Below are 18,920 nucleotides of genomic sequence, written 5' to 3'. Positions count from 1 at the left end.
GGCCGGGCGCGGCGCCTGATAGCGCCGCGCGGTTGCACACCAGATCAGAGGATTTTCTGACCGGTTTTGGCCCAGTCTGCCAGAAAGGTTTCCAGACCTTTGTCGGTCAGCGGGTGATCGGCCAGTTTCTTGATTACGGCTGGCGGCGCGGTGATGACGTCCGCACCAATGCGGGCACTTTCGGTGACGTGGTTCACGGTGCGGATCGAAGCAGCCAGAATTTCGGTTTCGAATCCGTAATTGTCATAGACCTGACGGATGTCGGCGATCAGATCCATGCCATCCAGGTTGATATCGTCCAGACGGCCGATGAAGGGCGAAATGAAGGTCGCACCTGCTTTTGCAGCCAGAATCGCCTGATTGGTCGAAAAGCACAGGGTGACGTTGACCATCTGCCCTTCGTCGCTGAGCGTCTTGCAGGTTTTCAGACCGGCCCATGTCAACGGAACCTTCACGGCGATATTCGGGGCAATCTTGGCCAGCTTGCGGCCTTCGGCGATCATGTCGTCAGCTTCGGTGGCGACAACTTCGGCGGAAACGGGACCGTCGACCAGATCGCAGATCTCCTTTGTCACTTCCAGAATGTCGCGGCCCGATTTCAGGATCAGCGAGGGGTTGGTGGTCACGCCGTCCACCATGCCCAGATCGTTCAGTTCAGCAATGGCGTCGATCTCGGCAGTGTCTACGAAGAATTTCATGAGGGCAGTCCTTTGATGGGTTGGCCTTGGTCGCGGATGGCTTTACCTCAAAGAGAGCCATGCTGGAACCCCCTGCAAAGGATATGCTGTGAGCGCTAACGGATTTTTCGACGAGGGAGAGCTGATTGCGGTGCTGACAACGCAACCGCTGGACCGGACGTTGGATTACAAAGCGCCGGAAGGAGGATGCTTTCTGGGTGCGTTTGTCGAGGTGCCACTTGGTCCGCGCAAGGTGTTGGGGGTTGTCTGGGGGCCGGGGCAGGGTGGATTCGATCTGAACAAGGCGCGGTCGGTGATCCGTGTGCTTGAAGTTGCGCCCATGCGCGAGGAAATGCGGGCATTCCTCGGCAAGGTTGCCGACTACACCCTGACGCCGATGCCCGCGATGCTGCGACTGGCAACCCGCGCGCCGGGGCTGGGTGACCCACCGTCCATGCGCAAGATCTATCGTTTGGGAACCACCTTGCCAGACCGGATGACCGACGCCAGAACCCGTGTACTTGAGGTGTTGCGCGACTATGGCGGGCTGGCATTTACGTTAAAGGAACTGGCGGAACAGGCCGGAGTAACTTCGTCCGTTGTCAAAGGCTTGGTCAAGCAAGGCGCGGTTCGTGAAGAAGACAGCCCGCGCGACCTGCCGTATCCGCATCTTGATCCCGATTTGCCGGGAAAGAACCTGACCGAAGATCAGGCAAGTGCGGTTGCGCAGCTTCGCGCCGGGCAACGGACGGGGAATTACGGCACAACGCTGCTGAAAGGCGTGACGGGTTCCGGCAAGACCGAAGTCTATCTGGAGGCCGTGGCCGAAGCGCTGCGCATGGGGCGGCAGGCGCTTGTCCTTTTGCCGGAAATTGCGCTGACCGCAGAGTTCCTGACGCGGGTTGAGGCGCGGTTTGGCGCGCGCCCTGCCGAGTGGCATTCGGGCGCGACCATGACTGAACGCAGGCGCGTCTGGCGGATGGTCGGGCAGGGGGAAGCTCAACTGGTTGTTGGCGCGCGGTCAGCCCTGTTTCTGCCATTTCGCGATTTGGGGCTGGTCGTGGTGGATGAGGAACACGACACCTCGTACAAACAAGAAGACGGGGTGCATTACAGTGCGCGCGACATGGCGGTCCTGCGGTCGGCCATCTGCGGCGCGCGGGTGATTCTGGCCAGCGCAACCCCCTCGCTGGAAAGCTGGGCGAATGCTGAGGCAGGTAAATATGATCGGATCGACCTGACTTCGCGTTTCGGCGCGGCGGTGTTGCCCGAGATGAAGCCCATCGACATGCGGGCCGAACAGATGCAGCCGGGAACGTGGATATCTCCGGCTTTGCGGCAAGCGGTGCAGCAGCGGATCGAAAAAGGCGAGCAGTCGCTGCTGTTCATCAACCGCCGTGGCTATGCACCGGTTACCCTGTGCCGTGCGTGCGGAGAACAGATCGCCTGCGACCATTGCGACGCGCGCATGGTGGAACACAGGTTCCTGAAGCGTTTGATGTGCCACCAATGCGGTGAGACCAAGCCGATGCCCGAGATATGCCCTTCCTGCGGGGTCGAGGGCAAGCTGGCCCCGGTGGGGCCGGGGATTGAGCGTTTGGCCGAAGAGGCCGAAGCAACCTTCCCCGAGGCGAAAATCGCGATGCTGAGTTCCGATCTTTTTGGTTCAGCCCGGGCATTGAAAGCCAAGATTGAAGAGATCGCCGCCGGGGATGCCGACATTATCATCGGCACGCAATTGGTCGCCAAAGGGCACAACTTTCGCAAATTGACATTGGTTGGTGTGATCGACGCTGATCTTTCCCTTCACGGTGCGGACCTGCGCGCGGCTGAGCGTACGTTTCAATTGATGCGGCAAGTGGCTGGGCGTGCGGGACGGGCTGACAAGCCGGGGCAGGCGCTTTTGCAGACATTTCAACCGGAACACCCGGTGATCCGGGCCATCCTCTCGGGTGATGAGGAAGGGTTCTGGAAAGCCGAGGCAGCGGGTCGGCAGGCGGCAGGCGTGCCGCCCTATGGTCGCATGGCCGGGATCGTGTTGTCGGGCCCCGAGGTTGGACCGGTTTTCGATATCGGCAATGCAATGGCCCGCAACGATGCGCCCCTGCGCGCGATCGGTGCTCAGGTCTTTGGCCCTGCGCCTGCACCCATTGCGCGTATACGCGGACGTCACCGTGTCCGCCTGCTGGTCAAGGCCCCCAAGGGCGCACCAATCCAGGACGCCATCGCTCGTTGGATCGCCCCGCTGCGCCTGAAAGGCGATATCCGCCTGACCGTCGATATCGATCCACAAAGCTTTTACTGACTATTGCATTAACGCAGGGCCATTGTGCGCTGGTCGCTTCCCCCTCGCCAAAGTCGGGAAATGGGCGTAGAGGATTCTCATGCTGAAACCCATGCCCCTTGCCGAGGCGCAGAGCCTTCCGTTCTGGCGTCGTCCTGTCACGCTTCTGTTCGTGATGGCCTTGACCATGCCCATCGCGTTCAACGCGTGGAGCGCGCTGTTGAACAACTTCGTCATTGAGGCAGCGAATTTCGACGGGGCCGATATCGGCCTGCTGCACACGGTGCGCGAGATTCCGGGCTTTCTGGCGGTCGGCGTGATTGCCGTCATCATTTTCATTCGCGAGCAGGTGCTGGCCATGATCTCGCTGATGATGCTTGGGGTCGCAACGGCTTTGACGGCCTGGTTCCCAAGCCTTGGCGGATTGTTGTTCGTGACCTTGTTCAGTTCAATCGGGTTTCACTACTATGAGACTGTGAACCAGTCGCTTCAGCTGCAATGGCTTCCCAAGGATCGCGCACCGCAGGTATTGGGGTGGCTGGTCGCTATGGGCTCGGCAGCAACGATGGTGGTGTACGGGCTGATCGTTCTGACCTGGGAGCGGTTCGATCTGTCCTACAACTTTGTCTTCATGGCTGCTGGCGGTGCAACAGCTTTGCTGGCCCTGTTTTGCCTGTTCGCCTTCCCGCAATTCGATGCCCCCACGCCGCAAACCAAGAAACTGATCCTGCGCCGTCGATACTGGCTGTATTACGCTCTTCAATTCATGGCGGGTGCGCGGCGACAGATCTTTGTCGTCTTTGCCGGGTTCATGATGGTTGAGAAGTTCGGCTTTGAAGTGCATGAGCTGACCAGCCTGTATCTGATCAACCTGATGATCAACATGATGGTTGCTCCGTTGCTGGGTAAAGCGGTGGCCAAGTTCGGGGAACGGCGTACATTGATCTTTGAATATACCGGTCTGGCAATCGTGTTCGCAGCCTATGGTGGGATCTACTGGTTTGGCTGGGGCGTGCTGTTGGCGGCGACACTCTATGTCATCGACCATGTGCTGTTCGCGCTGGCGCTTGCACTGAAAACCTATTTTCAGAAAATCGCCGATCCGGCGGATATTGCGCCAACTGCCGCAGTCGCGTTCACGATCAACCATATCGCCGCGGTTTTCTTGCCCGCGTTGCTGGGTTTGCTCTGGGTCGTGTCGCCAGGTGCTGTGTTTGGCCTTGCGGCGGCGATGGCGGTCGTTTCTCTGCTGTTGTCCCTGCTGGTCCCGCGCCACCCCGAACCGGGCAATGAGACCATCCTGAGCAAGTACGCACCGGCCCCGGCGGAATAGGTCGCAAAGCTTGACGTTGGCAGCGCACCGTCCTACGCGCAGTGCCAACTGAAAAAGGAGTCCCCCGTGCCCACATTCACTGCGCTGACCACACTGACAGGTAAGAAAGCCGCCGAAGGTCTGGGCGAAGCGATGGAGCGGTTGGAGCCCGAACCCACCGGCGTAGGTGTGTTCGAGGTCGAAGACGGCTCGGGCCTGTGGGAAGTGGGTGGATACTTCACCGAAGCCCCGGACGAGACCGCATTGGCTGTTTTGGCAGTTGCTTTTGAAGCCAAACCATTTGTTGTGTCGGAATTGCCTGAAACCGATTGGGTGGCCCATGTCCGGCGCGAGCTTGCCCCGGTTCAGGCGGGCCGCTTTTTTGTTTATGGCAGCCACGATGCCGACAAGCTGCCCGACGGTCGCATTCCACTGCTGATCGAGGCGGCAATGGCCTTTGGCACCGGACATCATGGCACCACGCTGGGATGTCTGAAAGCTCTGGACCGGTTGTTGGATGAAGGGTTCAGTGCCTCGAAAGTAGCGGATATCGGTTGCGGCACGGCCGTTCTGGCCATGGCGGCAGCCCGGGTATGGGATGGCGATTTCATTGCCAGCGATATCGACGAAGTGGCCGTTGAAGTGGCCGAAGCCAACCTGAAGGCAAACGGTATGTCCGGCGCGGTTCGGTGTGTTGAAGCCGCAGGTTTCGATCATCCCGACCTCAAGGCACACGCACCCTACGATCTGATCTTTGCCAATATCCTCAAAGGGCCTTTGGTGGCCTTGTCACCCGAAATGGCAGCGAATCTCCGCCCAGGTGGGCATGCGATCCTGTCGGGAATCCTTAACGAACAGGCCGATGACGTGGTTTCCGTTTATTCACAAAACGGGTTCAATCAGACATATAGGGCCGAGATTGGTGAGTGGACGACCCTAATTTTAACCAAACAGGGCGCGAATTAGGCTATTTGCAGGAGTTTTATAGGTTTTTGCCACGTTTTTGTCGCAATCTCTTTTTACCGTTTTCTGAATGAAGTCGAGGGGGGCGGTTTTTGGAGGCTGCCATGACGGGTAAACAACTGGAGTTCAATCAGCGCGTAAATCGCCTGAACAAGAAACACCAAAAGATGAGCCGTGGCTATCGTGCGACGATGCGCAAGGATGGCCTGGTTGTGATGAGGCCGCAGCGGGTGAGCTCGGCGGTGCCAGCAAAGGTGCTGCTGCTTACGCTTGTGGGTTTCTTCGCCTTCAAAGCATTTCTTTTGTCCCACCTTGGCCCGACCGGCTATCAATATCGGATCGACAGCCTGAACGAAGGTACGCCAGTCGAAAAAGCCGGTGCCTGGGTGATGCAAATCGACCCTGTGTCGCAAGCCCTCGCCGCTCAGCTGAACAAAGTTTTCTACTAATCCGCTCCCTCGGATTAAAAAAACACCGCGTACCCTTATGGTGCGCGGTGTTTTTGTGTGCCCCTCAAGGGAGGAGGAAGGGGCAAATAAGCGTAGTGGCCGGTTCTTAGCGGCGACCTTCGGCGATGGAGTCGATGTCACCACGGCACAGGCCGATATCGTCCAGTTCGCGGTCGGTCAGACCGGTCAGCGCGTTGCGGGTTACGCGGGCGTCATTCCATTCAACTGCGGCGTTAACGGCCGACACGAAAAATGCGCCGATACGGCCAACAAGGCCGAACGAGCCAGTGGTAGCGACGCGGGTTGTGTCCAGTGCAGCCATATCCTGTTTCCTTCTGGTTAGTGTTCACATTGCATTTCTGCGATCTGCGGGGCATCTAGTGCTGTCATTTCGTTCGCACAAGTTCAGTTTTTGCATGTGTCCTATGCGTTTTCTGCAAGGCTTCACGAAGCTGTAATCCCCTTTAACAATTGGTGAAAAAGCCTTTGGGAAAGTGTCGAATTCAGACTTCACTGGGTCGCAAAACGCGCCCGAAGTCGCGCCTGAGACACGCGTGTCGTTTTCAGCCCTAGGGTCAATTCGCTTGGAAAATGTTCACGCTTCGTGCTAGGCGTTGAAAAAAGATCACACAACCCGAGCAGGCCGAGGCAAAATATGCGAATTCTGGGCATCGATCCGGGGCTTAGAACCCTGGGATGGGGCGTCATCGAATCAAATGGCAGCCGCCTGAGCCATGTGGCCAACGGGTTGTGCAAATCGGATGGGGACGATCTGGGCGAGCGGCTGCTGTCGCTGCACAATCAGATTGTCGAAGTGATTGCGGATCACAGACCCGATCAGGCTGCTATCGAACAGACATTCGTGAACAAGGATGGGGCCGGAACCCTCAAATTGGGGCAGGCACGTGGTGTGGCGTTGCTGACGCTGGCACAGGCCGGTCTGCCGGTGGGGGAATATGCCCCCAACCGGGTGAAAAAGACCGTGGTGGGTGTGGGTCATGCCGAGAAAGAGCAGGTTTTGCATATGGTCAAACTGCAATTGCCGGGCTGTTTGCCGAAAGGGGCCGACGCGGCGGATGCACTGGCGATTGCGATCTGCCATGCCTATTACGGGAAAACGCAACAGGCGCGTGTGAAAGAGGTGCGGGCATGATCGGCAAACTGACAGGGCGGCTGGATTACCGCGCGGTGGATCATGTGCTGATCGATGTTCGGGGCGTCGGCTATCTTGTCTATTGTTCCGACCGGACCTTGGCGGCATTGCCGGGGGCGGGTGAGGCGGTCTCGATCTACACTGACATGGTCGTCCGCGAAGACCTTATGCAGCTTTACGGGTTTCTGTCGCTTGTCGAGAAAGAGTGGCATCGCCTGCTGTGCTCGGTTCAGGGGGTCGGCGCGAAGGTGTCGCTGGCGATCCTGAGTGCATTGGGGCCCGACGGTGTCAGCCGCGCAATTGCCCTGGGGGACTGGGGTGCGGTCAAGGCGGCCAAGGGCGTCGGGCCAAAAACCGCCCAGCGGATCGTGTTGGACCTCAAGGACAAGGCACCCGGAGTGATGGCCATGGGCGGCACGATTGCTCAGGCGATGGACGGGCCGGAACTTGAGGTTGTTGAACCGAATGACTCTACACCCGCGCCGAGACGTGTTCCGAAACCGCCATCGGGTGCCGCGGCCGCGTCTGCCGGGGCGTTGTCGGCGCTGGCCAATCTTGGATATGGGCCGTCCGAGGCGGCAGGTGCCGTGGCTGAAGCGGCTGCAAGCCAGCCGGATGCTGACGAGGCTGATCTGATCCGCGCGGCCCTCAGGCTGTTGGCTCCGAAAGGGTAAGTGAATGGTTGACGCTGATCCCACCCTGCGCCCGGAGCCCCTGCCGGAAGACAATGACCGCGCTTTGCGTCCTCAGGGGCTGGATGAATTCATTGGTCAGGCTGAGGCGCGCGCTAACTTGCGCATCTTTATCCAGTCTGCCCGGCAACGCGGCGAGGCGATGGACCACACCTTGTTTCACGGACCTCCGGGGTTGGGTAAGACGACCCTCGCGCAGATCATGGCGCGTGAGTTGGGGGTGAACTTTCGCATGACCTCGGGCCCGGTTCTGGCCAAGGCGGGGGATCTGGCGGCGATCCTGACCAATCTTGAATCGCGGGACGTGTTGTTCATCGACGAGATTCACAGGCTCAACCCGGCGGTGGAAGAAGTGCTGTACCCGGCGATGGAAGATTTCGAGCTGGATCTTGTTATTGGTGAAGGTCCTGCTGCGCGCACCGTTCGGATCGAATTGCAGCCATTCACGCTGGTGGGGGCCACCACGCGGATGGGTCTGCTGACAACGCCCTTGCGTGACCGGTTTGGTATCCCGACCCGGCTTCAGTTCTACACGGTCGATGAATTGCACGAAATCGTCACCCGGAACGCGCGGAAACTGGGCGCGCCCGCGGATAACGATGGTGCGCGCGAAATCGCACGCCGGTCGCGCGGAACGCCGCGTATCGCCGGGCGATTGCTGAGACGCGTTGTGGATTTCGCCATTGTCGAAGGGGACGGGCGGATCACACGGGACCTGGCCGATGGTGCCTTGACCCGTCTGGGCGTCGATAATTTGGGCCTTGATGGTGCGGACCGGCGTTATCTGAAGCTGATTGCCGAAAACTATGCAGGTGGCCCGGTGGGGATTGAAACCCTGTCTGCCGCGCTGTCCGAAAGCCGCGACTCGCTTGAGGAAGTGATTGAGCCCTATTTGCTGCAACAGGGGCTGATCCAACGTACTCCGCGTGGGCGGATGTTGGCGCAGAAGGCGTGGACGCATCTTGGGATGGCCGCGCCCAAGCGGCAAAGCGATCTGTTCGGTTGAAGCCAGCGCGCTTAGATTTTAAGCCTTTCGGCGAGAGTATTTTTGAAAAGATGAAGGGCTGGCGGTGACACCGGAAGAAATTGAAGCGCTGTTCACACGCGAAAGCGGCGAGTTTCTGTTTGCGCGTTGGGGGCGGCCAATTGTTCCGATCGTTTTCGGCGTCGAAGACGAGACGCTGGCCACCGTAAAGGGGGCTTTTGAGGCGGTTGTCGCGCTGGCTGGTCACCAAATGGCCGAGACGGACCCTGAGCTTGGCGCGAACTGCATGGTTTTCTTTTTCCGGGACTGGCAGGAACTGCTGGAGGTACCGGACCTTGATCGATTGATCCCGGATCTGGAACCTTTGGTCGCGCGTCTGGTCGCGGCAGATGCAAACCAGTACCGCGTTTTCCGATTCGAAGAAGATGGCGCGATCCGTGCGGCGTTTGTGTTTCTGCGCATGGACAAGGAATTGTGCAAGGTTCCGGCGGAAACCCTTGCGCTCAATCAGGTCGTGCAGACCATCTTGCTCTGGTCGGACACTGCATTTCGCAATCAATCGCCACTGGCAATCGCAGGTAAGGCCACGATCCTGCGTCCCGACATCGCGGCCTTGATCCGGGCGGCCTATGATCCGGTTTTGCCACGGGCGGCACAGGATGCCTCGCACGCGTTAAGGCTGTTTGCCCGACTGGAGGCGTTGCAATGAAACACACCTACCCCATCCGCGTGTATTATGAAGACACCGACATGGGTGGGGTTGTCTATCACGCGAACTACCTGCGCTATATCGAACGCGCGCGCTCGGACTGGGTGCGTAATCTGGGCAATGACCAAAACGCCATGCGGGACGAGGGCATTGTTTGGGTTGTGCGGCGGGTCGAGGCCGAGTATCTGGCACCTGCGAGGTTCGATGATGAATTGATCGTCGAAACCGAAGTCACCGAAATTTCGGGCGTGCGTCTGACCATGGCGCAGCTTGTCCGACGCGGTGAGACCGAAATATTTCGTGCATCTGTCACGGCCGTTTGCATCAATAAAGCGGGCAAACCGATCCGATTGCCGGCAGAGATTCGCGCATTGATGTAACAATTTGCGGACCATGGGTGGTTCTGTTGGCTTTTCATGACCAACTGAGATAGCGTTTGGCAAAACAAGGCCAAACGAACGGCCATCAGGCAAAACAAAGAGCAGGTTCATGGAAGCTGAAACGCTGGCGCTGGCGCAGGAGATCGACTTCTCCATGTGGGGGCTGTTTGCCCGCGCGACCTTTATCGTCAAACTGGTAATGCTGGTACTTACCGGCGCATCCATCTGGTCCTGGGGGATCATCATTCAGAAGCTGATCAACTATCGCGCGGCCCGACGCGAGGCGCAGGTTTTTGATGAAAGCTTCTGGTCGGGCAACCCGTTGGATGAGTTGTTCGAGCAGATCGGAACCCAGCCGGATGGCAGTTCGGAAAAGATCTTTGCATCAGGCATGATCGAATGGCGCAGGTCGCATCGCAATGATGGCGGGCTGATTGCCGGGGCAACCGCGCGGATCGACCGGTCGATGGATGTCGCCATCGCGAAAGAGGCGGAAACCCTGCAAAAAGGTCTTCCCATTCTGGCAACTGTCGGCTCCACGGCTCCGTTTATCGGGCTGTTTGGCACCGTTTGGGGCATCATGAATGCATTCATCGAGATTGCCGAACAGCAAAACACCAACCTTGCCGTTGTGGCCCCCGGTATTGCCGAGGCGTTGATGGCGACAGGGTTGGGCCTTTTGGCGGCGATCCCGGCGGTGATTTTCTATAACAAACTCAGCGCCGATAGTGACCGGATCGTTGGCGGCTATGAAGCTTTTGCGGATGAATTCGCAACCATTCTGTCGCGCCAGTTGGACAGCTGACGATGGGCGCTGCGATCCAGCAATCTTCGAACGGCAATGGGCGCAGGCGTGGTCGGCGTCGCGGTCGCGCGCAGCCGATGGCCGAGATCAATGTGACACCTTTCGTGGATGTCATGCTGGTGTTGCTGATCATCTTCATGGTGGCCGCGCCATTGCTGACGGTTGGTGTTCCGGTCGATCTGCCCAAGACCGCAGCCAGTGCGCTGCCCGGCGACAATGAAGAGCCTTTGACCGTGACCCTGACCGCTGACGGACGCGTGCAGATCCAGACCACCGACGTGTTGCGCGAAGAATTGATTGGCAAGCTGCGTGCCATTGCGGCAGAGCGGAGCAGTGACCGGGTTTTCCTGCGGGCCGATGGCGCAATCCCTTACGCACAGGTGATGCAGGTCATGGGTGCGCTGAACGCGGGCGGGTTTTCCAACGTTGGCCTTGTGACCGATACCGGCGGGCCGACGCTGGATGAAGGTGGAGAGTGAGGTCGCACGGTGGATACCGGCACCAAGATTTCAGCGATTGCGCATGTCAGCCTGATCGGATGGGCGATATTCGGCGGCACCTTCCGGTCCGAACCGTTGCCGATGGCTGTGCAGGATGTCTCTGTGATCACGGCTGAACAATTCGCGGCCATGACGGCCCAGCGGGATGCGCCGGAACTCCCCGAAGTGCCGACCGCGTTGCAGCAGCCGCCCGAGCCGGAGGCTGTGACCAAGCCGCCGGAACCCGAGAGTGACGAACAGCCCCGCCCTGAACCTGTTGCACCGGCTGAACCGGAACCAGAGCCAGAGCCCATCATCGTGGAAGCGCCGCCAGAACCCGAGGTTCCTGACGAGCCTCCGGTTCTGACGGAACCTCAGATCGAGCCTGTTGCACAGCCTGCGCCGCCCGGTCCGGAGGCACAGCCGCGCCCATCAGACCGCGTCGCGCCTGAGGCAATAGCTCCGCCACCGCCCGAGGCAAAGCCTGATGATTTTGAAACGCCTCCGGTATCCCTGGATGAAGGCGCAGAGGTTCAACAGGAACAGCAGGATCAGACCGCGCCGCAAGAGGCAGCCCCGGAGATTGTGACCGAAGCCGAGGAAACCAAGGACCAGTCGCCCCTGACATCTCCGCGACCGCGCGTGCGCCCAAACCGGCCAAGCCCGCCGCCGGAACCCGCTGTGGCCAAAACGCCTGAGGCGACCCCGGAACCTGAGAAACAAACCGATGAAACGGCAATCAACGACGCCCTGGCCGAAGCCTTGGGCAGCGGGTCCGAACCTTCTGGCCCACCGCTGACCAGCGGAGAGAAAGACGCGATGCGACTGGCGGTCTCTGGATGTTGGAATGTGGGTTCCTTGTCCACGGATGCGCTGAACACTGTGGTTGTTGTCGCGTTTTCACTGAACCGTGATGGTACGGTCGTCGGTGGCAGTGTTCGGATGCTGGACAGCTCTGGTGGCTCTGCCGGAGCCGTTAAACAGGCCTACGAGGCTGCGCGACGCGCTATTTTGCGCTGCGGGGCCAAAGGATATGAATTGCCTGCTGACAAATACGAACATTGGCAGGATGTTGAGATTACATTTAACCCCGAGAGGATGCGGATCAAATGATGAAGCTTCTGACCAGCCTCTTTGTCGGCCTGACACTGATGTCTGCGCCGGTTTATGCACAGAACGGGCCTTTGCGCCTGGAACTGGATGAGGGGATTATCGAACCCTTGCCCTTTGCCGTTCCGAATTTTGTGCCGGACGGCCCGGCCGCAGCTCAGTTCGCGCAGGATATCTCGCGCGTGGTGGCGGCTGACCTGACCGGGACCGGGTTGTTCCGCGAAATCTCCTCGGATGCGTTCATCAGCCGGGTCAGCAGCTTCGAAGCTCCGGTTCAGTTTGCGGATTGGAAGGCGATCAACGCTGACGCGCTGGTCACCGGCGCTGTCAATGTGTCCGGTCAGAAACTGACGGTCCGGTTCCGGGTGTGGGATGTGTTTTCGGGCCAGGAACTGGGCAATGGCCTTCAACTGGCAGGTACCACAGACGGGTGGCGGCGCATGGCGCACAAGGTGGCCGATCAGGTCTATAGCCGGATCACAGGTGAAGGCGGTTATTTTGACAGCCGCGTTGCCTTTGTTTCGGAAAGCGGGCCGAAGGACCAGCGCCTGAAGCGTTTGGCGATCATGGATTACGATGGCGCGAATGTGCAGTACATGACCGACAGCGCCGCAATCGTTCTGGCGCCCCGGTTCTCACCCACCGGTGACCGGCTGCTTTATACCAGTTATGAAAGCGGCAGCCCGCGCATATACGTGACTGAAATCGGGCGCCCGAAACCGCGGGAACTGAAGACGCAGGACGGGACGATGAGCTTTTCGCCTCGGTTCTCGCCGGATGGCCGGTCGATTGTCTATTCGCTGATTCAGGGCGGCAATACCGATCTGTGGAAGATGGATATCGTTTCGGGTCAAAGCACGCGCCTGACCAACACGCCCGCAATTGAAACTGCCCCCAGCTATTCACCCGATGGCAGCCGGATCGTCTTTGAAAGCGACCGCTCCGGCACGCCGCAATTGTACGTGATGGCAGCAAACGGGGGCGAAGCCACGCGGATCAGCTTTGGTGCAGGTCGCTATGGTACCCCGGTCTGGTCACCGCGCGGCGACCTGATCGCCTTTACCAAGCAGAACCAGGGCCGGTTCCATATCGGCGTGATGCGCATCGACGGGTCAGAAGAACGTTTGCTGACAGCCTCTTTCCTGGATGAAGGCCCCACCTGGTCGCCTAATGGCCGGGTCATCATGTTCACCCGCGAAACGCAGGGGGCCAGTGGTAGGGCATCGCTTTACTCGGTGGATATCTCGGGCAGGAACCTGCGCCCGGTACGTACACCGGACGGCGGCAGCGATCCGTCCTGGGGCCCATTGCAGAATTGATCGCAGCAAAGTTCACAACAAATCGTCCCTGTGGTAGACAGGCGGCAATAAACATAACACGAGGCACCTGAAATGAACGTATTGAGCAAAGTTCTGGCGCTGGGCGCGCTGAGTGTGATCGCCGCCTGCACAAACAATGACCCCTCAGCCTTGGGTGGCGGTGGTGGTAGCGGAGGCATTGGATCCATTGTCCCCGGATCACCGAGTGATCCGCGCTCGCCCGCGTATTTCCAGCAAACAGTCGGGGACCGTGTCCTGTTTGCCGTTGACCAGTCAACCCTGTCGCCCGAGGCGCAAACAGTGCTGCAAGGGCAGGCGGACTGGCTGCTGGCCAATCCGGATTTTGTCGCAACGATCGAAGGCCACGCGGATGAGCAGGGCACGCGGGAATACAACCTTGCGCTGGGCGCACGCCGGGCGAACGCTGCGCGTGAGTACCTGATTTCGCGCGGTGTTGCGGGCAGCCGCCTGAACACCGTGAGCTATGGCAAGGAACGCCCGATCGAGATTTGCAGCACCGAGGAATGTTATTCCAAGAACCGCCGTGCGGTAACGGTTCTGACCGGGTCAACTCTGGGGTAAGATGATGCGCATTGCAGGATGGGTTTTGGCGGCGGTTGTGGCGACGGCTGGTGTAGCACAGGCACAGGATCAACAGACCCTTGCGGACATCCGTCAGGAACTGACGGTGCTACATGTGGAAATTCAGCGTTTGAAACGCGAATTTTCCACTACGGGTTCACCCGCACCTAACCTGTCCGGCAGTTCGGTCCTTGAACGGGTGGATGCCATCGAGGCCGAATTGCAGCGCCTGACCCGCCAGACCGAGCAATTGAACCAGCGGGTGCAGAACATTGTCACCGACGGCACCAACCGCATCGGTGACCTTGAGTTCCGGCTGGTTGAACTGGAAGGCGGCGATTTGTCGACGTTGGGTGAGACCTCGACATTGGGTGGTGACACGGCCACTGTGATAACCGGACCAACAAGTATCGAAACGCCAACGGCGACCGATAATGGTGAACTTGCCATAGGTGAGCGTGCTGATTTTGATGCTGCCTCGCAAGCGTTGGCCGATGGCGATTTCCAGACTGCTGCCACGTTGTTTGCGCAGTTTGAAACAAGCTATCCCGGCAGTCCGCTGGCGCCCGAAGCCAACCTGAAACGCGGTCATGCCCTAGAAGGGATTGGCGACACACGCGAAGCGGCCCGGGCATTTCTGGCCAGCTTCACGGGTGATTCCGAGGGCGCGTTTGCACCCGAGGCGCTGTACGAACTGGGCGCGGCGCTTGGCCGTTTGGGACAGACCGATCAGGCCTGCATCACGCTTAATGAGGTCGGAGTACGCTTTCCTTCTGCGCCAGAGTTTTCGAGCGCCACGCAGGAGATGACCGCGTTGGGATGTACTTGAACCATCACTCCGGCAAACTACTTGCAGACCTGCGCGCCCAGCTACCGGAAACACTTCCGCGCAAGTTGGGGATTGCCGTTTCGGGAGGCGGGGATTCCGTCGCCTTGATGCATCTTTTGCATCAGGTGGCGCAAGATGAGGCCATCACTCTTTTCGTTGCCACGGTCGACCACGGTTTGCGACCCGAATCCGCGTGCGAGGCCGAAACGGTATTTCGGCAGGCGGCTGCGTTGGGGATGTCTCATGATACGCTGCGTTGGTCGGGATGGGACGGTACCGGCAACTTGCAGGACCGGGCACGTCAGGCGCGATATGATTTGTTATCCGAATGGGCGAAGGGCCGCGGAATCGACGCCATTGCGCTGGGCCACACCGCAGATGATCAGGCGGAAACACTGCTGATGCGGTTGGGCCGATCATCCGGGGTCACGGGCCTGTCCGGCATGTCGGCTATTCGGAAACGGCGGGGTCTGACGTTGCTGCGTCCGATGCTGGGGATCACCCGTGAACAGCTGCGCACCTATCTGACTGAGGCTGGCGTAGCATGGGTGGACGATCCTTCGAATCAGGATGCCCGTTTCGATCGGATCAAGGCGCGCGAAGCTTTGGGTGGGCTGGAACCTTTGGGAATTGATGCGCTTTCATTGTCCCGCGTGGCGGATAATCTGGCGCAGGCAAACACGGCACTTGGCCTCTGTACGCAAGAATCCGCAGGGTCCGTGGCGCAGGTGGATCAAAGTGACGTGAGGGTGAATCGGGCCGGATTTGCCGCGTTGCCCCTTGAGATTCGGCGTCGTGTGCTGCTGGGAATCCTCTCGTGGATTGCCGGGTCGGGTTATCCCCCGCGTCAGGCGGCCGTGGATCAGGCAATGGATGCAGTTGCGAATGGGCAATCGGGGTCAGTGGGCGGTTGTCTGATTGTTCCACAAGGCGGGAGTGTTTGGATTTGCAGGGAATTTAATGCCGTGAAATCTCAGATCGCGGCGCCCAGTGCTGTGTGGGATGGCAAATGGCGGCTCAGCGGACCGGCAATAATGGGCGCAGAAATCCGCGCTTTGGGCGGTGAGGGGTTGCAACAGGTGCCCGAGTGGCGTGCAACCGGGCGTCCCAGGATAGCGTTGACGGCGACGCCTGCGGTTTGGATTGCGGACAGGGTGCTGGCCGCCCCGCTTGCGGGTCTCGCGAATGGCTGGCATGCCAGGCTTGCGTCAGATTGGCCCGAGTTCCACGCATCTTTTTTATCGCATTGAACATACGACAATCCTCTCTATTTTAAGAGGTAACTTGGCAGCGTCTCACCTGCCGGAACTTTTAGGAGAATTTCCTTGGGCAACGCTCGCAATATCGCGTTTTGGGTCGTTTTGTTCCTGCTCATCCTTGCACTGTTCAATCTGTTCAGTGGACCGGGCGGAACGCTTCAGAGCAACGAGAAAACCTATTCCGACTTTGTCGGTGCCGTCCAAAGCGGTGAAGTCAAGAACGTGACCTTGGATGGTGAACAGATTCGCTATACCCTGCAAAGCGGTGCCAGCTATGTCACGATCAAACCCGGCGACGCCGAAGTGACCAAGCTTCTGATCGAAGAAAACATCCCCGTTCAGGCCGTAAAACAACAGCAATCAGGCTTTCAGTCGTTCCTGATCACGCTGCTGCCTTTCCTGCTGCTGATCGGTGTCTGGGTCTATTTCATGAACCGGATGCAAGGCGGCGGCAAAGGTGGCGCGATGGGCTTTGGCAAGTCCAAGGCCAAGATGCTGACCGAAAAGCATGGCCGCGTGACCTTTGACGATGTTGCCGGTATCGACGAGGCCAAGGAAGAGCTGGAAGAGATTGTCGAATTCCTGCGAAACCCGCAGAAGTTCAGCCGCCTTGGTGGCAAGATCCCCAAGGGCGCGCTGCTGGTTGGCCCTCCGGGTACCGGTAAGACGCTTCTGGCCCGTGCCATTGCGGGTGAGGCGGGCGTGCCGTTCTTCACCATCTCGGGTTCGGATTTTGTCGAAATGTTCGTTGGTGTGGGTGCGTCCCGCGTGCGTGACATGTTCGAGCAGGCGAAAAAGAACGCGCCCTGTATCGTGTTTATCGATGAAATTGACGCTGTGGGTCGTCATCGCGGCGCCGGGTACGGTGGCGGCAACGACGAGCGGGAACAAACGCTCAACCAGTTGCTGGTCGAAATGGACGGGTTTGAGGCCAACGAAGGTGTAATCATTCTGGCGGCGACAAACCGCAAGGATGTTCTGGACCCTGCGCTGCTGCGACCGGGCCGGTTCGACCGTCAGGTCACAGTCGGCAACCCGGACATCAAGGGCCGCGAGAAAATTCTGGGCGTTCACGCACGCAAGACGCCGCTGGGCCCCGATGTCGATCTGCGCATCATCGCGCGCGGTACGCCCGGCTTCTCGGGTGCGGATCTGGCCAACCTCGTGAACGAGGCCGCGTTGATGGCCGCACGCGTGGGTCGTCGCTTTGTCACCATGGAAGATTTTGAAAACGCCAAGGACAAGGTGATGATGGGGGCCGAGCGCCGCTCGATGGTGCTGACGCAGGATCAGAAGGAAAAAACTGCCTATCACGAAGCGGGTCATGCTGTTGTTGGTCTGTCACTGCCGATGTGCGATCCGGTCTACAAGGCGACAATCATACCGCGCGGGGGTGCGCTGGGTATGGTGGTTTCGCTGCCGGAAATGGATCGCCTGAACTATCACCGGGATGAGTGCGAACAAAAGCTGGCGATGACCATGGCGGGGAAAGCTGCCGAAGTCATCAAGTATGGCGAAGATCACGTGTCGAACGGCCCTGCCGGGGACATCATGCAGGCCAGCCAACTGGCACGCGCCATGGTGATGCGCTGGGGTATGTCGGACAAGGTCGGCAATATCGACTATGCCGAGGCGCATGAGGGATACCAGGGCAATACTGCCGGGTTCTCGGTATCGGCTCATACCAAGGAACTGATTGAAGAAGAGGTAAAGCGCCTGATCCAGCAAGGCTATGAACAGGCGCACAAGATTCTGACTGATCAGAACGAGGAATGGGAACGTCTGGCCCAAGGTTTGCTGGAATACGAAACACTGACCGGTGACGAAATCAAACGCGTCATGAACGGGGAGTCGCCCGGCGACAGTGATGACCGGAACGACAAGTCAGACGAGGGCAGTGCGCCCAGCGTGACAGCCATCCCCAAGACCAAGGCGAAGAAATCACCGCCTGAGGGTGGGATGGAACCTGAACCGACAGCATAACCAGCAAGAACCCGGGCTCTGCCCCGGGTTTTTTTTATCTTTCCATCAGAGCGTTACTGGGCATTATGCGCTGGCAGGCACCAATGGGAAGGGAAGCACGTATGCCGTTTTTGCGGGAAACCGAATTTGCAGCCGAAGTTCTTTGGCTGGGCCTTGTTCCTGCCGGCGGATCGCTTCGTGCCAAGCCCGTTGAGTTGCTGGATCTTGGGTTTGAGGGCGTGAAAGGCGAACGGCACGAAGGTCTGAACCGTGCGTCCTGTGTTCGGGTCTCGAACCTCTATCCCAAGGGCACTGAAATCCGCAATGTTCGTCAACTGTCGGTGCTGTCCTTGGAAGAGTTGCAGCAGATCGCGCAGAACATGGGGCTGGACCAGCTTGACCCGTCTTATCTGGGCGCATCCATAGTGCTGAAAGGTATTCCGGATTTCTCGCATATTCCGCCGTCCTCGCGTCTTCAGGCGGTCAACGGGCTGACGATCACTGTGGATATGGAAAACGCACCCTGCGTACTGCCCGGTCGCGAAATCGAAGCGGATCATCAGGGGTATGGTGCAGGGTTCAAACCTGCTGCCGTCGGGCGCCGCGGTGTCACGGGCTGGGTCGAACGTCCTGGGCGCATTCAACTGGGCGATCACCTCAAGCTCTTTGTTCCAGACCAGCCTGCCTGGAGCCCTGAAAATATGCAGGTTTCCGATTAGTTACAGATGAAGTGACCTGACGACGCTTCGCGACGCCAGAATGTCGGAATCCATGGCTAATCAGATTGTACACAAGGGTATGGAATGCGTAGCGCCGACGTTAGACGTCGGTTTTGCACGGTATTCAATCAAGGACCCCGGCCAATGAGCTATAAATCCGACATCGAAATTGCGCGTGAAGCGAATAAGAAGCCGATCCAGGAGATCGGCGCGAAGCTTGGAATATCCAGTGACGATCTGTTGCCGTATGGG

20 protein-coding genes are annotated in these 18,920 nt (G+C 59.0%); 18 read left to right on the top strand and 2 right to left on the bottom strand.

Annotated features, from left to right (window positions below; all coding sequences use genetic code 11):
* Positions 1-44 precede the first annotated feature (44 nt).
* Positions 45-698 carry a fructose-6-phosphate aldolase gene (fsa, locus tag ACR0AP_RS12925; RefSeq protein ID WP_209505487.1) on the bottom strand — a complete coding sequence of 218 codons (654 nt, stop codon included), beginning with the start codon at positions 696-698 and terminating at the stop codon, positions 45-47.
* 88 nt (positions 699-786) lie between these two features.
* Between fsa and ACR0AP_RS12920 the strand changes: the two genes are divergently transcribed.
* From ACR0AP_RS12920 to ACR0AP_RS12905, 4 genes are all read left to right on the top strand, one after another.
* Positions 787-2,982 (top strand): primosomal protein N', encoded by a 2,196-nt coding sequence (locus ACR0AP_RS12920; protein ID WP_480507051.1) that lies wholly within the window; start codon positions 787-789, stop codon positions 2,980-2,982.
* A gap of 79 nt (positions 2,983-3,061) precedes the next feature.
* A complete protein-coding gene (locus ACR0AP_RS12915) occupies positions 3,062-4,294 on the top strand; it encodes an MFS transporter (protein WP_480507050.1) in 1,233 nt (410 codons plus the stop codon).
* Between the two features lie 66 nt (positions 4,295-4,360).
* Positions 4,361-5,239: a 50S ribosomal protein L11 methyltransferase gene (locus ACR0AP_RS12910; protein WP_480507049.1), complete on the top strand. Its 879-nt coding sequence runs from the start codon at positions 4,361-4,363 to the stop codon at positions 5,237-5,239.
* A 101-nt stretch (positions 5,240-5,340) separates the two neighbouring features.
* The gene (locus ACR0AP_RS12905; RefSeq protein WP_480507048.1) at positions 5,341-5,685 is read left to right on the top strand and encodes a hypothetical protein; all 345 of its coding nucleotides are present in this window, start codon (positions 5,341-5,343) and stop codon (positions 5,683-5,685) included.
* Between the two features lie 106 nt (positions 5,686-5,791).
* Here ACR0AP_RS12905 and ACR0AP_RS12900 read toward each other — a convergent pair whose 3' ends face one another.
* Positions 5,792-6,007 (bottom strand): DUF1127 domain-containing protein, encoded by a 216-nt coding sequence (locus tag ACR0AP_RS12900; protein WP_267364114.1) that lies wholly within the window; start codon positions 6,005-6,007, stop codon positions 5,792-5,794.
* Positions 6,008-6,340: 333 nt separating this feature from the next.
* On the opposite strand from ACR0AP_RS12900, the gene ruvC reads away from it, so the two are divergent.
* The 14 genes from ruvC (at position 6,341) to ACR0AP_RS12830 (ending at position 18,668) form a co-directional block, all read left to right on the top strand.
* Positions 6,341-6,838 carry a crossover junction endodeoxyribonuclease RuvC gene (ruvC, locus tag ACR0AP_RS12895; protein WP_209598197.1) on the top strand — a complete coding sequence of 166 codons (498 nt, stop codon included), beginning with the start codon at positions 6,341-6,343 and terminating at the stop codon, positions 6,836-6,838.
* On the top strand, positions 6,835-7,512 hold the full coding sequence (ruvA, locus tag ACR0AP_RS12890; protein WP_480507047.1) for a Holliday junction branch migration protein RuvA: 678 nt from the start codon (positions 6,835-6,837) through the stop codon (positions 7,510-7,512). Before ruvC ends, ruvA begins: the two co-directional genes overlap by 4 nt.
* Before the next feature lie 4 nt (positions 7,513-7,516).
* The gene (ruvB, locus tag ACR0AP_RS12885; RefSeq protein ID WP_267364110.1) at positions 7,517-8,536 is read left to right on the top strand and encodes a Holliday junction branch migration DNA helicase RuvB; all 1,020 of its coding nucleotides are present in this window, start codon (positions 7,517-7,519) and stop codon (positions 8,534-8,536) included.
* Between the two features lie 64 nt (positions 8,537-8,600).
* A complete protein-coding gene (locus ACR0AP_RS12880; protein ID WP_480507046.1) occupies positions 8,601-9,224 on the top strand; it encodes a hypothetical protein in 624 nt (207 codons plus the stop codon).
* Positions 9,221-9,604 carry a tol-pal system-associated acyl-CoA thioesterase gene (ybgC, locus tag ACR0AP_RS12875; protein WP_209505516.1) on the top strand — a complete coding sequence of 128 codons (384 nt, stop codon included), beginning with the start codon at positions 9,221-9,223 and terminating at the stop codon, positions 9,602-9,604. The genes ACR0AP_RS12880 and ybgC overlap by 4 nt, the downstream gene beginning before the upstream one ends.
* Positions 9,605-9,713: 109 nt before the next feature.
* Positions 9,714-10,409, top strand: coding sequence for a protein TolQ (gene tolQ, locus ACR0AP_RS12870; protein ID WP_209505518.1), 696 nt, complete (start codon positions 9,714-9,716; stop codon positions 10,407-10,409).
* Between the two features lie 2 nt (positions 10,410-10,411).
* Entirely contained in the window at positions 10,412-10,888 is a 477-nt protein-coding gene (tolR, locus tag ACR0AP_RS12865) for a protein TolR (RefSeq protein WP_480483970.1), read from the top strand.
* Between the two features lie 9 nt (positions 10,889-10,897).
* On the top strand, positions 10,898-12,001 hold the full coding sequence (locus ACR0AP_RS12860; protein WP_480507045.1) for an energy transducer TonB: 1,104 nt from the start codon (positions 10,898-10,900) through the stop codon (positions 11,999-12,001).
* Positions 11,998-13,317 (top strand): Tol-Pal system beta propeller repeat protein TolB, encoded by a 1,320-nt coding sequence (gene tolB, locus ACR0AP_RS12855; RefSeq protein WP_480507044.1) that lies wholly within the window; start codon positions 11,998-12,000, stop codon positions 13,315-13,317. The genes ACR0AP_RS12860 and tolB overlap by 4 nt, the downstream gene beginning before the upstream one ends.
* A 72-nt stretch (positions 13,318-13,389) precedes the next feature.
* Complete coding sequence (gene pal / locus ACR0AP_RS12850; RefSeq protein ID WP_267364104.1) at positions 13,390-13,899, top strand: peptidoglycan-associated lipoprotein Pal; 510 nt, start codon at positions 13,390-13,392, stop codon at positions 13,897-13,899.
* Positions 13,900-13,903: 4 nt separating this feature from the next.
* On the top strand, positions 13,904-14,728 hold the full coding sequence (gene ybgF / locus ACR0AP_RS12845) for a tol-pal system protein YbgF (protein WP_209598305.1): 825 nt from the start codon (positions 13,904-13,906) through the stop codon (positions 14,726-14,728).
* A complete protein-coding gene (tilS, locus tag ACR0AP_RS12840) occupies positions 14,719-15,978 on the top strand; it encodes a tRNA lysidine(34) synthetase TilS (protein ID WP_480507043.1) in 1,260 nt (419 codons plus the stop codon). The genes ybgF and tilS overlap by 10 nt, the downstream gene beginning before the upstream one ends.
* A 75-nt stretch (positions 15,979-16,053) precedes the next feature.
* The gene (gene ftsH, locus ACR0AP_RS12835; RefSeq protein WP_267367030.1) at positions 16,054-17,970 is read left to right on the top strand and encodes an ATP-dependent zinc metalloprotease FtsH; all 1,917 of its coding nucleotides are present in this window, start codon (positions 16,054-16,056) and stop codon (positions 17,968-17,970) included.
* Positions 17,971-18,071: 101 nt separating this feature from the next.
* Complete coding sequence (locus tag ACR0AP_RS12830; RefSeq protein ID WP_480484072.1) at positions 18,072-18,668, top strand: MOSC domain-containing protein; 597 nt, start codon at positions 18,072-18,074, stop codon at positions 18,666-18,668.
* Positions 18,669-18,920 lie beyond the last annotated feature (252 nt).

Source organism: Ruegeria sp. AF7 (genome assembly GCF_056541885.1).
The sequence above is the reverse complement of the archived record's forward strand: the minus strand, read 5'-3'. Positions and strand labels throughout refer to the sequence as shown.

Excerpts from the sequence above, each read along its gene's own strand:
- ACR0AP_RS12900 (WP_267364114.1), bottom strand. The coding sequence starts at position 6,007 with ATGGCTGCACTGGACACAACCCGCGTCGCTACCACTGGCTCGTTCGGC.
- fsa (WP_209505487.1), bottom strand. The coding sequence starts at position 698 with ATGAAATTCTTCGTAGACACTGCCGAGATCGACGCCATTGCTGAACTG.
- tilS (WP_480507043.1), top strand. The coding sequence starts at position 14,719 with ATGTACTTGAACCATCACTCCGGCAAACTACTTGCAGACCTGCGCGCC.
- ruvC (WP_209598197.1), top strand. The coding sequence starts at position 6,341 with ATGCGAATTCTGGGCATCGATCCGGGGCTTAGAACCCTGGGATGGGGC.
- tolQ (WP_209505518.1), top strand. The coding sequence starts at position 9,714 with ATGGAAGCTGAAACGCTGGCGCTGGCGCAGGAGATCGACTTCTCCATG.
- ybgC (WP_209505516.1), top strand. The coding sequence starts at position 9,221 with ATGAAACACACCTACCCCATCCGCGTGTATTATGAAGACACCGACATG.
- ACR0AP_RS12830 (WP_480484072.1), top strand. The coding sequence starts at position 18,072 with ATGCCGTTTTTGCGGGAAACCGAATTTGCAGCCGAAGTTCTTTGGCTG.
- pal (WP_267364104.1), top strand. The coding sequence starts at position 13,390 with ATGAACGTATTGAGCAAAGTTCTGGCGCTGGGCGCGCTGAGTGTGATC.
- ybgF (WP_209598305.1), top strand. The coding sequence starts at position 13,904 with ATGCGCATTGCAGGATGGGTTTTGGCGGCGGTTGTGGCGACGGCTGGT.
- ruvA (WP_480507047.1), top strand. The coding sequence starts at position 6,835 with ATGATCGGCAAACTGACAGGGCGGCTGGATTACCGCGCGGTGGATCAT.
- ruvB (WP_267364110.1), top strand. The coding sequence starts at position 7,517 with ATGGTTGACGCTGATCCCACCCTGCGCCCGGAGCCCCTGCCGGAAGAC.
- ACR0AP_RS12915 (WP_480507050.1), top strand. The coding sequence starts at position 3,062 with ATGCTGAAACCCATGCCCCTTGCCGAGGCGCAGAGCCTTCCGTTCTGG.
- ACR0AP_RS12905 (WP_480507048.1), top strand. The coding sequence starts at position 5,341 with ATGACGGGTAAACAACTGGAGTTCAATCAGCGCGTAAATCGCCTGAAC.
- tolB (WP_480507044.1), top strand. The coding sequence starts at position 11,998 with ATGATGAAGCTTCTGACCAGCCTCTTTGTCGGCCTGACACTGATGTCT.
- tolR (WP_480483970.1), top strand. The coding sequence starts at position 10,412 with ATGGGCGCTGCGATCCAGCAATCTTCGAACGGCAATGGGCGCAGGCGT.